This is a genomic window from Mesorhizobium sp. B2-4-15 (genome assembly GCF_006658505.1).
Lineage (GTDB): Bacteria > Pseudomonadota > Alphaproteobacteria > Rhizobiales > Rhizobiaceae > Mesorhizobium.
Genome location: NZ_VFUZ01000006.1, coordinates 216,030 through 231,065 on the forward strand (window position 1 = coordinate 216,030; position 15,036 = coordinate 231,065).

The 15,036-nt window shown below is 58.4% G+C and carries 18 protein-coding genes and 1 pseudogene; 8 read left to right on the top strand and 11 right to left on the bottom strand.

From position 1 onward, the window contains the following. Positions 1 to 132 precede the first annotated feature (132 nt). Genes FJ930_RS10060 through FJ930_RS10070 form a run of 3 tightly spaced genes read right to left on the bottom strand, consistent with a single transcriptional unit; the run spans position 133 to position 2,336 of the window. Complete coding sequence (locus FJ930_RS10060; protein ID WP_141837212.1) at positions 133 to 1,008, bottom strand: alpha/beta fold hydrolase; 876 nt, start codon at positions 1,006 to 1,008, stop codon at positions 133 to 135. Between the two features lie 4 nt (positions 1,009 to 1,012). Then, entirely contained in the window at positions 1,013 to 1,342 is a 330-nt protein-coding gene (locus FJ930_RS10065) for a nitrate reductase (RefSeq protein ID WP_141837214.1), read from the bottom strand. A gap of 31 nt (positions 1,343 to 1,373) precedes the next feature. Next, a complete protein-coding gene (locus tag FJ930_RS10070; RefSeq protein WP_141837216.1) occupies positions 1,374 to 2,336 on the bottom strand; it encodes a GTP-binding protein in 963 nt (320 codons plus the stop codon). Positions 2,337 to 2,840: 504 nt separating this feature from the next. Here FJ930_RS10070 and FJ930_RS10075 point away from each other — a divergent pair. Both FJ930_RS10075 and FJ930_RS10080 read left to right on the top strand, forming a co-directional pair. Next, the gene (locus tag FJ930_RS10075) at positions 2,841 to 3,485 is read left to right on the top strand and encodes a HupE/UreJ family protein (RefSeq protein WP_348642719.1); all 645 of its coding nucleotides are present in this window, start codon (positions 2,841 to 2,843) and stop codon (positions 3,483 to 3,485) included. 64 nt (positions 3,486 to 3,549) lie between these two features. Next, entirely contained in the window at positions 3,550 to 4,251 is a 702-nt protein-coding gene (locus FJ930_RS10080) for a hypothetical protein (RefSeq protein WP_141837218.1), read from the top strand. Between the two features lie 42 nt (positions 4,252 to 4,293). Here FJ930_RS10080 and FJ930_RS10085 read toward each other — a convergent pair whose 3' ends face one another. From FJ930_RS10085 to FJ930_RS10095, 3 genes are read right to left on the bottom strand one after another with little or no spacing between them, the layout of a single operon-like run. Beyond that, the gene (locus tag FJ930_RS10085) at positions 4,294 to 5,097 is read right to left on the bottom strand and encodes a metal ABC transporter permease (RefSeq protein WP_210245348.1); all 804 of its coding nucleotides are present in this window, start codon (positions 5,095 to 5,097) and stop codon (positions 4,294 to 4,296) included. Beyond that, positions 5,081 to 5,875: an ABC transporter ATP-binding protein gene (locus FJ930_RS10090; RefSeq protein ID WP_141837220.1), complete on the bottom strand. Its 795-nt coding sequence runs from the start codon at positions 5,873 to 5,875 to the stop codon at positions 5,081 to 5,083. The genes FJ930_RS10085 and FJ930_RS10090 overlap by 17 nt, the downstream gene beginning before the upstream one ends. Next, on the bottom strand, positions 5,872 to 6,753 hold the full coding sequence (locus FJ930_RS10095) for a zinc ABC transporter substrate-binding protein (protein WP_141837222.1): 882 nt from the start codon (positions 6,751 to 6,753) through the stop codon (positions 5,872 to 5,874). Before FJ930_RS10095 ends, FJ930_RS10090 begins: the two co-directional genes overlap by 4 nt. Positions 6,754 to 7,330: 577 nt before the next feature. Here FJ930_RS10095 and FJ930_RS30710 point away from each other — a divergent pair. Both FJ930_RS30710 and FJ930_RS10100 read left to right on the top strand, forming a co-directional pair. Continuing rightward, positions 7,331 to 7,459 (top strand): hypothetical protein, encoded by a 129-nt coding sequence (locus tag FJ930_RS30710; RefSeq protein WP_281408901.1) that lies wholly within the window; start codon positions 7,331 to 7,333, stop codon positions 7,457 to 7,459. 13 nt (positions 7,460 to 7,472) lie between these two features. Then, a complete protein-coding gene (locus FJ930_RS10100) occupies positions 7,473 to 7,733 on the top strand; it encodes an AlpA family phage regulatory protein (protein ID WP_246676856.1) in 261 nt (86 codons plus the stop codon). A 200-nt stretch (positions 7,734 to 7,933) separates the two neighbouring features. Here the strand turns inward: FJ930_RS10100 and FJ930_RS30370 are convergent. The 5 genes and pseudogenes from FJ930_RS30370 to FJ930_RS10120 all read right to left on the bottom strand — a co-directional run. Next, a pseudogene (locus FJ930_RS30370) lies at positions 7,934 to 8,231 on the bottom strand (IS3 family transposase); the annotation flags it as partial. A gap of 31 nt (positions 8,232 to 8,262) precedes the next feature. Further along, entirely contained in the window at positions 8,263 to 9,168 is a 906-nt protein-coding gene (locus FJ930_RS10105) for an ABC transporter permease (protein ID WP_246676857.1), read from the bottom strand. Continuing rightward, positions 9,072 to 9,941: an ABC transporter permease gene (locus FJ930_RS10110; RefSeq protein WP_141837226.1), complete on the bottom strand. Its 870-nt coding sequence runs from the start codon at positions 9,939 to 9,941 to the stop codon at positions 9,072 to 9,074. Before FJ930_RS10110 ends, FJ930_RS10105 begins: the two co-directional genes overlap by 97 nt. Continuing rightward, entirely contained in the window at positions 9,938 to 11,017 is a 1,080-nt protein-coding gene (locus FJ930_RS10115) for an ABC transporter ATP-binding protein (RefSeq protein WP_246676858.1), read from the bottom strand. The genes FJ930_RS10110 and FJ930_RS10115 overlap by 4 nt, the downstream gene beginning before the upstream one ends. A gap of 280 nt (positions 11,018 to 11,297) precedes the next feature. After that, entirely contained in the window at positions 11,298 to 12,329 is a 1,032-nt protein-coding gene (locus tag FJ930_RS10120) for an extracellular solute-binding protein (RefSeq protein WP_141837230.1), read from the bottom strand. Between the two features lie 182 nt (positions 12,330 to 12,511). Between FJ930_RS10120 and FJ930_RS10125 the strand changes: the two genes are divergently transcribed. The 4 genes from FJ930_RS10125 (at position 12,512) to FJ930_RS10140 (ending at position 14,847) form a co-directional block, all read left to right on the top strand. After that, a complete protein-coding gene (locus FJ930_RS10125) occupies positions 12,512 to 13,144 on the top strand; it encodes a Gfo/Idh/MocA family oxidoreductase (RefSeq protein WP_141837232.1) in 633 nt (210 codons plus the stop codon). After that, the gene (locus FJ930_RS10130; RefSeq protein ID WP_348642720.1) at positions 13,074 to 13,634 is read left to right on the top strand and encodes a hypothetical protein; all 561 of its coding nucleotides are present in this window, start codon (positions 13,074 to 13,076) and stop codon (positions 13,632 to 13,634) included. Before FJ930_RS10125 ends, FJ930_RS10130 begins: the two co-directional genes overlap by 71 nt. After that, a complete protein-coding gene (locus FJ930_RS10135; protein ID WP_141837236.1) occupies positions 13,627 to 13,947 on the top strand; it encodes a hypothetical protein in 321 nt (106 codons plus the stop codon). Before FJ930_RS10130 ends, FJ930_RS10135 begins: the two co-directional genes overlap by 8 nt. Before the next feature lie 69 nt (positions 13,948 to 14,016). After that, positions 14,017 to 14,847: an IclR family transcriptional regulator gene (locus FJ930_RS10140; RefSeq protein ID WP_141837238.1), complete on the top strand. Its 831-nt coding sequence runs from the start codon at positions 14,017 to 14,019 to the stop codon at positions 14,845 to 14,847. The last annotated feature ends 189 nt before the right edge of the window (positions 14,848 to 15,036 follow it).

Consider the following 15,036-nt stretch of genomic DNA (forward strand, 5'->3'; position numbering starts at 1 on the left):
CAACTATTTGGGGGTGACCGCCAAGGTCATAGCTGTGGATTCCCCCATGCGTACCGGCTTTGGCATAGGCCGATGGCCGAAACCGCGAACACCATGCCCCGTGGGCATTGCGAACCCGTCAATAACCTGGGCTCAGTCGAATTCGAGGAGGAATGGTGCGATCATCTCGCAGGTCAGATCGGGAAACTCCTCATAGAACGAGAGCTTACCGCGCGGCAGTTCGACGGTCAGAACATCGGGGAGCGATGCGAGGCCGGTCATCTCCGCCTTCGACTTGCGTGGAGTTCCGCCACCGTAGGCGACAAGTATCTTCGTCGGGATACGTCGCGCGCTTTCCTGGAAGGCGTCGCGATCGATGAACGGATCGAGTTCCCCGGCGACGAAGCGGAAGGAAGCGTAGCGGGCGCCAGGCGCTTCGGTAACCGCGCGTTTTTCGGCCATACGCTCTGGCGTCAGCCAGGTCGGATCGGCATAGACATGGCCGCGCGCCATCAAGCCGATCACTGTGCTGTTCACATTGAGCCGATAGATGACAGACCCGATCAGCGGCAGGTCGACAGCCTTGACCAGCCCGCGAAACAGCGCCATGCGCCTGCCGGTCATGGTTGGAAGCGGCCCACGCCAAGTCGGCGACAACAGGCACAGACGACCGAATCCTGCCGGATTTTCGGCGGCCTCCGCCAGCACATAGCCCGCGGCGTGGCCTGCCGCGATGGTGGCGGCCGGCTGAACGATACTCTCCATGACAAAGCGCAGGAATGTACGATGGAGTTCCGGGCGCCAGTCGACCCTAGGGCGAGGCAAGGTGCCGAAGCCGGGCCAGTCGATGGCAGTCGTCGCGAAGGAGGTACCGAGCCGCTCCTGCAGCGATCGCATCTCGGTACGGGTCGAGATTGAGCTGAGCGCCGGCAGCAGGAGCAGGTTCTTGCCCGCTCCAAAACGGGTCAGGCCGATGGCGACCTTTTTGCCATCGGCGCTCCATTCAATCTGATCCTCGATCCAGTCCATGCCTTCAATGCTGTTTGACGTTCACCTTTCGGGGTGAACCCTCCGTCTCCTGGCTGGGAAGCCGCCGCTCGATTTGCAACGCGAGTGCAATGTCAGGCTTTCCAATCATTGCCGCTGCCTTGCCGACGCGCAAGCAGCGCATCGGACGCCCCTCCTCGAATATGCTGATGACGGTCTCCAGATCAGGACAGCCGGATTCGCGGCAGCGAACCTCCGTAACGGTGATTGCGACATCTTCCTTCAGATCAAGCCCATTGCGTATCCATTGTCTGATCCTGTCGGCATTCGATGATGACGGCCCCCGTCTGGGAGCAAAGGGATTGACGAATTTCACCAGCTTCGCAGCCTCTCTTGATCGGCAAGGATTACGCCCGGCACTCCATGAAGCCGCTTTCGATGATGTCCTTCGGCAGATTGCGACCGATGAAGACAAGGCGACTGATCCGTTCCTCATCGGCCTTCCATGGCCGCTGGTGATCGCCCTCGAGCAGCATATGGACGGCTTGCACCACGAAGCGGTCGTCGTCTTGCTTGAAAGCGAGAATGCCCTTCATGCGCAACATGTCCATGCCGAACCGCTGCGTGATCGCCTGGAGCCATGGCAGGAATTTTTTCGGGTCGAGCGCTTCCTTGGTGACCAGAGCGAAGCTGGTAACATGGTCATCATGCTCATGCTCGTGGAACTCGACGAGGAAATCCGGCTCCACGTCAAGGATCCGGTCGAGGTCGAATGAATTGCGACCGAGAACCTTGTCGAGATCGACGTCGCAACGCTGCGTGCGGTGGATGGAAACGGTGGGATTGATGCGCCGGATGCGGCTTTCGACCTCCTTCAGTTCCTCGGCCGAGACGAGGTCGGTCTTGTTGAGCAGCACCGTGTCGGCGAATGCCAACTGCTCCTGGGCTTCGTGCGCTTCATCGATCTCGCCGAGCAGATGCTTGGCGTCGACCACGGTCACGATGGAATCGAGCCTGGTCTTGGAGCGAACGTCCTCGTCAACGAAAAAAGTCTGCGCGACCGGCGCCGGGTCGGCGAGTCCGGTCGTTTCCACCAGGATCGCGTCGAAACGGTCGCGACGGCGCATGAGGCTGTCGATGATGCGGATAAGATCGCCGCGTACCGTGCAGCAGATGCAGCCATTGTTCATCTCGAACACTTCTTCATCGGCGTCGATGATAAGATCGTTGTCGATGCCGACCTCGCCGAACTCGTTGACGATGACAGCATATTTCTTGCCGTGATTTTCGGACAGGATACGGTTCAGAAGCGTGGTTTTGCCCGCGCCGAGATAGCCGGTCAGCACGGTCACGGGAGTCTGGGTCTGCATGGCGGGAAACTCCGTTGAGGGACGGTTTTCATCTTGTTATCGGTTATAGTATAACGTATCAAGCAGAAAGATGTGGGACTTGGGCGGATGCATCCACGCTTCACCGCGCATGGATCGGCGGTGGCCGCCGGTGCCGCTGGCAAGCCTCTAGAGATCGACGATACCTGGCACCGGTCGAGGCCAAGGAAGTCGAGAAACTAATCATTCGAGAGCCTTACAGAAAGCGATCGAATGGCTTAGAAATCCGACAAATGGTCGGCTGTCCCAGCGAGAGGCGCGTGAACCAAACGCTATTTGTCGAGCTTGTGTGGGACCAGACGGTCGGATCGACTGCTATTGGACAAAGGGCGATGTACTGGCGAAGTGATGGGGGCAGTTCCCGATATCTGCGTGATCGAATTGAAACTCGCCGATAATTCCAACCGACCCACTACCCATAAAAGTCCTATTTTGATGGCTCCATCAACGGCAATTGGCATTTTGGCAATCGTGGCAGGTCCGTGAGTGGCGCAGTTTCCTGAAGAAAAAGCGAGCCTGCCGTCCGGCAGACACGAAATCCGGCTTGGCTACTATTCTTACCGTCTCGTGGCGGCTGCGACCGCTTTGACGGCCGGGTCCACAATGGCGCAAGCGCATATCATTCAGTCAGGGACAGGTGGATTTGGCAGCGGCTTTGAACATCCGCTGACCGGGCCCGATCATTTCCTGGCGATGTTTGCTGTGGGACTGTGGGGCGCCCAGATCGGCGGACGTTCGATCTGGACGCTGCCGGTTGCGTTCCCGCTGATCATGGTCATGGGCGGGATCGCCGGGATTGCAGGAGTCGCGCTGCCCGGTGTCGAGATTGGTATCGCTCTCTCGATCATGGCCTTGGGGCTTGCCATTGCATGTGCTTGGCGGCCGGCGGAATGGGTCGCGTTGCTTATGATTGCGGTGTTTGCAATCTGCCATGGATACGCCCATGGGGCGGAACTGCCGAATGCAGCCGACCCTGCCGACTATGCCATTGGGTTTGTCATCGCCACCGGCTTGATCCACCTGCTGGGCATCGGAGTCGGACTTCTGCTGGGCAAGGCATTCGGCGGGCGGTTGTCCCAGGCCTTGGGCGGATTGATCGCGGCGGGAGGCGTCTATTTCCTTGCCGTCTGAAGCAACTCCCGGGCGATTCCTGCTTCGATGGTCGGGCCCGGTTCTGGCTGTCGCCGGGATCGCAATGATCGCCGCGCTCGCGGCGTCTTCCGAAAGGACACAGACATCATGGTGGATCCTCAACAGCGCCCTTTCGCCCGAACGCATCCTGCCCTTGGTCGGACTGGGCGTTGCAACCGCTTTGGTAGGCGTGAGGCTTAGAGTTCTCACACTCGCGACCTTCTTGCTGGGCGAAGTGGTCGGGGCATTGGTTTACGATCGATATCTTGCCCTTATGGCCGGCGTGCCGGGCGCGACGACTCACGCTTTCCTCACTGCGCCGTTTTCGATGCTGATAATTGGCATCGCCCTTATCGTTTCCGGCCGTTTCAGAGGCTGGACAATCGCTGTGGCGGCGGCGCCGATCGGCGCTTTTTTTGCCGTCGTCATAAAGCTCACCGACCCTACCGTGAACGACCCTCGAATCCCGCTGTTTGGAACGATCATTGCCCTCTGGGTCATTGTCGCAATCGGCCTGACCGGGCGGATTTTCCGGCCTGCATGGTACGCGATCGGCGCACGCATCCTGGGCAGTTGGCTGGTCGCGATCGGACTTCTGCTCGGAGGCGCGGCCATCGCCACCAAGCCTCCAGCAGCCATACCCCAAACATCGGAGGCTCCATCCAATGGGTCGAGCCCTGGCAAATACCGCTACGAGCCTCCTGCTCCGCAATTCACCCGGCCGCGCGATCCCTTGAAGCAAGACACGCATAAGTCGATACCGTGAACGGCACGGCAGGCCTGAAGAAACGCGTGGCACCTCAGCCAGTCAATGCGCCGCCTTCAAACGCTGGATGAGGCCGGCGGCCAGATAGGCGGCTGCTCCGAGCGACGTGATCCAGAAGCTCGTCGGCCAATCGGTCAGGAAAGCAAGCGACAGGCTGGTCCAGGCGATGACGACCGCTAGCGCGATCGAAATAAGGATGCCTCTCAGCACGCCGCGCGCCAGGCGCAGCGTTGTTGCCGCCGGGGCGACCATCAGCGCGAAGACGAGCAGCACGCCGACGATCTGGGTGGCCTCGGCGGTCGTCACCGCGACAATGATCATGAACATGGTCGAGACGAAATCGAGGTTCACCCCCTTTGCCTCCGCCAGTTCGGGCTGCAGGCTGGCGAAGAGCAGGGGCCGGGAAATGAAGATCAACGCCGCCAGGATCACCACGGACAGAACGGCAAGGATGATCACTGTCCGGTAACTTATGCCGAGCACGTTTCCAAACAGCACATTCGTCGCCTGTGACGCGAAGGCGGTGTAGAAATGCAGGAACAGCAAGCCGAGACCGAGCGAAAGCGTCAGCACGATGCCGATCGCGACGTCGCGATGCGCTCTTTCCCCCAGAAGCCCGATGCCGATACCGGCCAGAACGGTGAAGACGGTCAACCCGACGAATGGCGACAGGCCGAGCAAGCCGGCGCCTGTCGCGCCGGGAAATCCGACATGGGCCAGCGCATGTCCGGCGAAGGTCTGGCCGCGCAGCACGAGGAAATATCCGACCGCCCCGGTCACGATGGCTACGACCGTGCAAGCCGCGAAGGCGTTGCGCATGAATTCGTAGTCAAACATCGTGAACATGCGCAGCGCCTTCCAACTCGATGTCGTCCGCCATGACGAAGATGCGCCCGGCTACCCGCACCACGTTGATATGCGTGCCATAAAGCTTTGACAGGACCGGACCGTTGATGACCTCATCGACGCTGCCGATCGCGGCACTGGCGTTGCCGAGATAGAGCACGGCATCGACGGCGCGCAGCAAGGGATTGATCTCGTGCGAGCAGAAAATCACGGCGATACCCAGCCGTTCGCCGACCTCGTGGACGAGTTCGATGATGGCGCGCTGATGGGCGGCATCGAGACTGATCAGCGGCTCGTCGAGCAGGAGAAGCTTGGGGTCGCCGATCAAGGACTGGGCGATGAGGATACGTTGCCGCTCGCCCCCCGACAGTTCCGCGAATGGCCTCCGGGCGATATCGGCCGCGCCTACCTCTTCAAGCGCCTTCCATGCCATGTCTTTCTCGAGCGCCGACGCCGCCGGCCAGCGCCAGCGATGGCCGCCCGCCGCGGTGACGACGAGATCGAAGCCGCTGATGCCGGCATGGGTCACGATGCGGCGCGCCTGCGGCATGTAGCCTATAGCGGGATTGCCGCGTGTCGGTGGCCGGCCAAGAACGGAAATCGCTCCACTGGCCGGGCGGATAAGTCCGAGGACGGCGCGCAGCATGGTCGTCTTGCCGGCGCCATTGGCGCCGAGCAGCCCTACGAACGCGCCTTGCGGAATGGAAAAGGAGACGTCGGAAAGCACCCGACGTCCCCCATAGGTCAATGTAACTCTGTCGAAGGCGATGACGTTCATTGCGTGCGCGCGGCAAGGGCTTTCTGCACGTCACCGATCTGGCCACCGAACCACGACTGGATCGTCTGGCCGGCGGGCTCCGTCTCAGTGACGCCTATGACGGTGACCTTGTTCTGCTTGGCAATGTCGAGAAGGCGCGTCGTCGCTTCGTCCGTCACCTGCGAATTGTAGAACAGGATCTTGGCCGACCCGTCCTTCAGGCTGTTCTCGAACGCCGCCACCTGTGTCGCGCTCGGCTCCGTGTCGTTCATGACCGCCACCTGGAAGTCGTAATTCAACATCTTGAGGCCGAGGGCTTCAGCCATGTAGCCGAATACCGGCTCCGTAGCGGTTACCTCGGTCCCGCCATAGGCCGCCTTGACGTCATTTATCTGCTTGTTGATTGCATCCAGCGACGACTGAAACTTCGCCAGATTGGCCTGATAATCCGCCGCGTTGGCAGGATCGAGCTTCGAAAGATCGGCGGCGAGTTGCTTGGCGATCGCCGGCAGCGTCACCGGATTGTACCACAGATGCGGGTTGTCGCCCGACTTCTTGCCGATCAGATCCGCGGCCACGATGGTCGTGCGCTGCGTGCCGGTCGAGGCCGAAAGAAGCTTGTCCATCCAGGGGTCATAGTCCGCACCGTTGTAGATGATGATCTTGGCGTCGGCGACAGTACGCGCCGTCGACGGGCTGGTTTCGAATAGATGCGGGTCGTCGTTTGGGTTGGCAAGGATGCTGGTCACGGAAACGTGGCTGCCGCCGATCTGGCGGGCGAGATCGCCATAGAAATTCTCGGCCGCGACGATGTTCACCTTGTCTTCGGCGTGAGCGCCACCGCCTGCCAGCAGCGTCGCCACGAACAGCAGCGCCGCCGCGAATGGAAAGGAACGCATGTCTTTCTCCTCTTGCAGTTCGAGAGGCCGGACCGGCCCCGCCCCGCGTCATTGATACGTAACGGTATAACATTGTGTTGATATTATGGCCGATCTGCCTGACTGCGCCCATGCCGCACAGATGTCATCCGAAATCCAGTTCAATAGGTCGTCTCCTGGTCGGGCCACATCCGCCTCACTCATCGGTGCTCGCCATAGAAACTTTGCATCCTCGAATCGCTGACGGTCTCGCCTTGCATCGTAGCACGCGTAATTTCGGCGGCGTTTGAGTAGGCTGAATCACTCCCACTCGATTGTTCAAATCCACAGCAACATTTGAATTCATTGCAGAAAATATTTTTCCATCCAAATACTACCGGCCCGAGACCCGTCAGAAAATTACGCTGCTGATATCGTTGAGGAATATCCGCCGGTCCCCACAAGTCATCTATCGACTGCCATCGGTTCTTTGCGCGCCATTCTAGGTCTGACGCCCGAACCGGAATCACGGCCAAAAGTACCGTCAGCGTTGGCAAGATCGGACGCCGACGCGAAGTGTGGACTGCATCAGAAATCCTCCAACCACAGGAGGATAGATATGATCAAGAAGCCAAGCCGCATGCGTATCCTGGTGATGACGTATCAGGATGACAACGAAAAAGACCTGGTGGGATATTCCGGTTCGCTACATGCTGACCGGGCTGCCTCGAACGATCCGAAGGCATGAGCTCCGACTGGTCGTGCCGCTCGCCGATAGCACGATCTACGAGATGGAGGAGCACGGCGACTTCCCTCGCCGCTCCAATCTCACGCCGCGATGCATGGTGTGGGACTTGGAGAAGGTCGAGGCGCGGCTGGAACAGCGCCGCCAGTCCTATCTTGAAGGCCGAGCGAAGATCGCGCCCGGGCCGGATGTCCATCAGCGCAAAAACCGGCCGTTGTGCCAGAAAAAGATACCTTATTTTCTGACATATGGACGCGCCGAATTCCTCGACTCCTAACAAGATCTTGGCGCGCCTTGGCGAGGAAGCATCTTCACGCCTAGCGACTTTCTGGATCTCGCCGAGCTCGCGAAGCACAGTGAGTGTGATATTCGTCTACAATGCAATCCTTCCCGAGGTCGTATGGGAACTTGCTATCCTTTTGAACGCCGTAGGCATCGTGCAGCATCTTGAACATTGGCCTGATGGCCTTGCCGGCGTCGTCGACCCCATCCGGGATCGTGCTTTTTTGAGCAGCCGCAGTTCCAGCGCCTGTTCGGCGACGACCTCCTTGAGATCGCGGGTCTTTTGCGAATAACCCGTCGCTGGTACGGCACTGCCAACCGCTCCTTGCCGGCTTCGAGAACCCCCTTCGACCAATTGTGATAGAGGCACTCGGCTATCCCTTCGCGACGGCACAGCGCCGATCGAATCCTCGCCACGCAATCCGTCCAGCACAATGCGGATCTTCTCATCCGCCCCATATTGCTTCCGCGCGATCCGGCGGATGTCCTTGATGACCTTCTCAGCAGAGCAACACGCTGCTTGATTACACTTCGCCGCCCAGAGGCTGTTGGGTAATTTGAGTACCTAGAACAAAACGAATTGCTAGGAAGCTCGCGATGGAGCTGATGGCCAGCACGATCACCACGATGGCGTTGACGGACGGGGAGAAGCCGAGGCGCATCATCGCCCACAGCCGGACCGGGAATGTGCTTTCGCCGCCGGTGACAAGGATGGTCACAAGGGTTTCGTCAAACGACAGCGCGAAGCACAGGATGAAGGCGGCGATCAGGGCACTCTTCAGATTGGGCAGGGTTACCAGCCAGAATGCTTGCCAATGCGTGGCGCCGAGATCGAGCGCCGCCTCGGTGAGGCTGGAGCTGATCTCGCTGAGCCTGACGACAATCGTGCGGTAGGCCACAGCCAGAAGAATGATGACGTGGCCGATGATGACGGTCGCCAGGGATCTGGCGATGCCGACGTCGCGGAAAAAGATCAGCAGTGCCAGGCCGGTGATCATGGGCGGCATGACGAACGGTACGAAAATCAGGAATTGCAAGACGCTGCGATCGACACTGTGGCCCGAAACATAGTGCAGTGCGGCCGTGGTTCCTGCCACGATCGCCAGGGTAGAGGCAACGACGCAGACTATGAGCGTGACGCAGAACGCGCGTATGACGCTTTCATCGCTGCCCAGCGCCGCGAAGGACGCGATCGTCGGCTTTGTGAAATCAATCTGCGATCCCCTGGTCTCGAAGAATGCGCCGAGCACGGTGACCACGATCGGCCCATAGACAATCACGAAGACCAGAAGAGCCAAGGCGCCGAGAATAAGCCAGGTTGCGCGTGAAGGCTTCATCTCGCCCTCCTGGGTGTAACGAAAACAGTCAGCGCGATCGTCACCATGACGATCGTCATCAGCACGATCGAGAGTGCCGCGCCAAACGGCCAATTAAAGGCGAGCCCAAACTGACTGTAGATGACACGCCCCAGCGTAAAGCCGGTCGGACCGCCGACCATCTGTGGAGTTATGAAATCGCCGATTGCCAGAACGAAGGTGAATGAAAAGGCGACGGCCACTCCGGGCATGCTCAGGGGAAGGATGATGCGGGTGAAGGTGAAGAAGCGGCTCGCGCCAAGATCGGCGGCGGCATGCAGCAAGGAATTCGGGATCCGCTCGAGCGCGATGAAAATCGGGAAGATTGCGAATGGCAGAAGTATCGATGCCAGGACTAGAAAGACCGCGTTCAGATTGAAGACGAAGAGATTGCTGAGACCGCTGATGCCGATAATTTCCAGAAATTTGTTGAGAACGCCGCTGCCGCCGAGGATGCTTCTCATGGCGTAAATCTTGATGACGTAGTTCATCAGCAACGGGATCGAAAAGATGCAAATCAGGGCATAGCGGATCGAATGCGTGGAGATCGCGATCAGATAAGCTATCGGATAGCCCAAGCAGGTGGTGACGATAGAGACGCCAAGGCAAAGCGATATCGTCTTCCAGACGACCTGGAAATACAGCGGGTCTTCGACAATGCGGACAAAGTTTTTGAGCGTCAGGCTCATGACGATGTCCGAGCCTTTGACCTCTCCGACGCTGATCGCCAGGAACGATGCAAAGGGGGCGGCTATGAGCAGCAACGGAACGGCAAACACGAAGCAATAGAAGAGCGGGCGCCCGAATTGCCGCACGATGCGCTCGCTCTTGTCTGGGTTGACGTTCATGGATGGAGCGGCCACGCGTCCTCGCTCTGCCAGGAAATTCCAACGTCGCCGCCGATGGCGAGTTCCATTCCTTTCGCCGCGCTAAGACATTTGACGTTGAGCACGGCCGCCGGATCCGAGTGAGACTCGACCTTGATGACGGAGATGGGACCGGTGAATTCCACGCTGACGACACGGCCCTTCAGGGGGGCGGCGTCCGCCGCGACGAGGGTCACGTTTTCGGGTCGCACTGCAATACACAGCGGGTCTTTCACTGTTGCCCACAACGTTTCGGGCGCTTGCACCCGACAGGTGCCGAACGGTGTCTCCACGACCACCCATTTCTCCGAAACCTCTGCCGCGGTTCCGCGAATAAGATTGTTGTCGCCGAAGAAGGTGGCCACCAGCAGATTGTCAGGCTGGTAGTACATCTGACGAGGCGTTGCGGTCTGGCAGATAACGCCTCGGTCGACGATCACGATCCGGTCCGCCATGGTGATCGCCTCTTCCTGGTCATGCGTGATGAACAGGAAGGACGTCTTTATCTCGCGTTGCAGATCCTTGAGGAATGTCTGCATCTGGCGACGCAATGAGGCATCGAGCGCCGCGAGCGGCTCGTCGAGCAGGATCAGCCGAGGTTTGCAGATGATGGCGCGTGCAAGGGCGACACGCTGGCGCTGCCCACCGGAAAGCTGGGCTGGATAGCGGTCGGCAAACCCTTTCAATTCCACCAGGCTCAGCGCATTTGCCGCTTCTGCCGTGATTTGTGCGCTGGCGACGCCACGAACGCGAAGGCCGAAGCCGACATTGTCGGCCACCGTCATATGCGGGAACAAGGCGTAGTCCTGGAAGACCGTATTGAACGGACGTTTGTTGATCGGCACACCGTTGAGGCTCATGCCATCAAACTCGATTTCGCCGGAACTCGGCTGCGTAAAGCCGCCGATCATGCGCAGAATGGTCGTTTTTCCCGATCCGCTCGGGCCGAGGACGACGACGAATTCGTCGTTGCCGATATCGAGATCGATGCCGTCCAGCACCTTGATTGCGCCATAGGTCTTGACGATTTTTCGTAACTTGACCAGCGAGCTTGCCATATTTCTCGTCATTCCTGTCAGGAAACCTTTGTCGATGTCGCGGAATCAGGCTGTGTAAACCGCCGGTCGGATGCAGAATTTTTGTCATTTCCGACCAGCCAAGACCGAGAAACGCGGATTCGTGGCTACCGATTTCTGGATCGACGCCATCCGGCACTTTGCTCAATCCATAAGCCTTGACGGTCGCCCGGCGAACCGTCGGCGGCTCTCGCCAGCCTCGCTGGAGAAATCGGGTGTCCCGGAAATCGAAACCATCGGTTCCCGGGGCATCGATTTCAGACTACGGCGTGGCCTTGATCTCGTTCCAGAGATCGCTGCGGCGTGTTGGGTCTTCGATCGACTGGACCCAGAATATTTTGTCGTTGGGCGTGATGGCGCCGGTGTCGAAACCGGTGGTGCCGAAGTTGGTCCGCCTAGCCAGGGCCTTGGAGATTTCCTTCTTGAGCGCGAAGTTGATCCACTTCATGGCGAGATCGTACTTGGCGCCTTTAGCCCCGACGGTCACCGCCATCGAGTCGAGCCAAGTCGGCGTGCCCTCCTTGGGAATCACGGCTTCGACCTTCGCGCCGGCCTTGCGCAAGGCGTTGATCTGCGAGGGTCCGTACGCCGCCATCATGACGGCGATTTCGTTGCTCTGCCAAAGCTGCACGACCTCTTCAGGATATTGGTAGTAGCTCAGAAGCTGATGCTGAAGGTCGATCAGCTTCGTCTTGCAACGCTGCAACTCGTCCTCCGACAGTTGGAAGGGGTCCTTCGCTCCGTCCAAAATTGCAGCAATTGTGAAATTGTATTCGTAGCTGTCGTGCGTCAGCACCTTCCCTTTGTATTTGGGATCCCAGAGGGAGCTCCACGACGTCGGGGCTTCACTTACAAGATCGGGATTGTAGGCCAGGAGATACGGCGCATACACATAAGGCATCATGAAGACTTTGCCGTTCCGCATGACGCCAGGAATCTTGGCCAGATCGCGGAACTGCTCCAGAACTTCCTTTTGGTTCGGTACCATGTTCAGATCGATCGGAGCCAGAAGGTTAGCGTCGATGTAGCGTTGCAACTGGCCAGTATTGGTCGTTATGATATCGGCATCCGCTCCGTTGGAACCCCTTACCTTGGCCCAGATTTCCGCGTCGTCACCTACGAATGTGACTTGAACGTCGGCGTTGTAGGCAGCCTCGAACTCCTCGACCCAATCGTCATCTGCGTAGCCCTGCCAGGTGACAATCCTCAGCGTTTCAGATTGTGCCAGACCCGTTGACGTACCGAGCCCGGCAAGCACTGCCAGTCCGGTTAATAATTTACGCATTCTGCCCATTTTGTTCCCCTTTTTTAGCTTGGATCGGCCATCCCATCAACTTTCCATTGAAACGATCAGCACCCCAGATCTAAAAACATATTGCTTATATGTCAACGATGTTGTTAACATCAGAAACGCGTGGTTAGTCGAGCGCCAGCGTAGGCAGGCTCGGAAAGTCGACGGCGAACAGGATTGGGTTCATGGCGATCGGAATTGGAATTGTTGGCACCGGCCTTGTGGCAGAGCTACACATGCCTGCTATCGCAGCAGTGGAAGGGGTTCGCGCCGTAGCAGTGGCCGACATTGCCGCAGATCGCGCGAAGGATTTTGCTGCTCGATACAATTTGCCGGCTCATTACGCGGATCTTCGCAGCTTCCTGGCTGACCCCCAGATCGACGCTGTGATTGTAGGCACACCCAACCGCTATCACACCGAGGTCGCCATTGAGGCGGCGGCCATGGGCAAACACATCCTCTGCGAAAAGCCGATCACTCACGATCTTGTATCAGGCGCTCACATCATCGAGGCATGCGCCAAGGCGGGCGGTCAGCTGCATATCGGCTTTAACCAGCGCTACGCCAATACTGTCACGGCAGCCCGCAACATTATTCAAAGTGGTTTGATCGGGGAGATAAAGTCTTTCCGGTCCGTCTTTTCGGAGAAATGGGATGAGTGGGTCGACATCGACAACTTCCGATACGATCGAAAGTTGTCAGGTGGTGATGGATCTTACAATCCATCGTATAGACCTGATCAGATACATGCTGAGCCGGGATTTCACCGCGGTCTGCGCCACGCTTCAACACAGTGCGATGCCTGTACCGTTGGATGACAATATACATGTGATAGCCGAGATGGGCGATGGCGTAGCCGGCGTCATTTCCTCAGAACGGTTCTGCCCTGTGCCCGGCGACCTGACGGAGTTCTACGGAACCGAAGGCTCTCTGCATTTGATTGAAGAGGCAACAACCGTTTCGTCGCCGACACCCCTAGCGGTCTTCGTTAACCGGCGATTCGACGATTTGCCGGCGGACATCAGAGCAGCTTGGTATCCTCGTTCGAAGCCCCGCAGGATGAGCGGTGGTGGCTTTGATGGATGGATCGCGCTCTCGCCCCCGCGCAATGACCCGTACGCTACGCAGATTGAGGTATTCGCCGACCTTATTTCCGGCCGCAAGCCGCGGTTACCCTCCGCTAGTGGTTTGGATGGTCTCAGGGCCAATGAGTTCGTTCTTGCTTCACATATGTCGATGATTGAAAGGCGATGGGTGGACCTTCCTCTGTCTCCAAAGTCTGAATGGATAGTCCCGTCGTTTGAATGAAAAGCAAATCACCAAGTTTCCGCACGATTTTCCAGCCAATCGACAAGCTGCCTTGGTTGCCTTCCGGCAAATCGCCTTGCCGGCAATCCGCACCAAAACGGCTGAGAGCGGCTCATTCTTCGAAGCTGATCCTCCGAATCTGGACATGCCGACCGAGTTCGCCCCTCTCTCGCGGAGGATGCTGATTATCTCGCGGGCCGAACAAAACGGAAAGCCATTTGCCCTTGTCGACGTTGCTATAGTGGATTACAATTTTGACAGTATGCGAACGATTTTGCTAGGTCGCGCTGGAGCGGACCGCGCGGCGACATGAGTTGGTTAAGGGTCAAGCGCAAAGCGCCTCGATTTCAATGCCTTCAAACCCGAGATTTGGCGAGTAAAAATGGAAGATATCAAAGGCAAAATTCTCGAGCAAAGTCTCGCAGAGAGCATCGATCTTGTCGATGGGAGTGACCAGCCCGGCATCAAGACCTTGGACAAGGGCCTGAGGATTCTTGACTTTTTTGCCTCCAAGCAGCGCAGCTTCGGTGTCAGTGATATTGCCCGGGAGTTCAGCATGGACAAGGGATCGGCCTACCGGTTCCTGACCACGCTTGAACGAAGTGGCGTCCTCAGCCAGGATTTCCAGACCAAAAAATACGGATTGGGCACCAAGTTCCTTGTATGGGCTTCGCGTGCGGGTCCCATGACCACGGTTGTCCGGGTTTCCCGGCCCTATCTGGAAGAGTTGGCCCAAGTGACCGGGCTGGAAGCACATCTGGCGTTGATGTCCCACCAAAGCGCCGTGTTGGTCGATACAGCTTCCCCGGATACGCCCATGTCCATCCGGAGTCTGGTCGGGCTTGAAGAGCCGCTTCACTCAACGGCCCTGGGTAAAGCAATCCTGGCGTTTCAGCCCGAAGCCAAACGTAACGAGTTGATAAAAAGCATTCCGATGCGCGCTGCGACATCGAATACGATTACCGATCGGGCCAAGCTCGCCGAAGCTGTAGAGGAGATTCGACGGACTGGGATTGCGACCGATTTCGGCGAGTTTATCGAAGTCCTGACCTGTTTCGCAGCGCCGGTTTTCGATGCGGATGAGAGTGTCTTCGCGGCAATGGGCGTATCCGTCATATCGGGCACGCTAACCGAGAAGGATGAGCGCGCGCTGCACAAACAGATCCTGACGGTAACCGACCGCCTGACCAAGCATCTGAATCCCGGACGCTGATCCGCCGGCTCCCGTCGGCCACGAAAGATTCCCACGCTCGGAATTTCCCCACTACCGTGGCCCCCCGGGTTTTGCCGCTGGATGAAATCCATGGTCGCCTGAAGTCCAGCCGCAGCGGCGAAACTATCGAGAGCCTGGGCCAGCCTATATCCGGCATGCTGCGCGGCGGTAGTCCGTCGGCTTGGGACA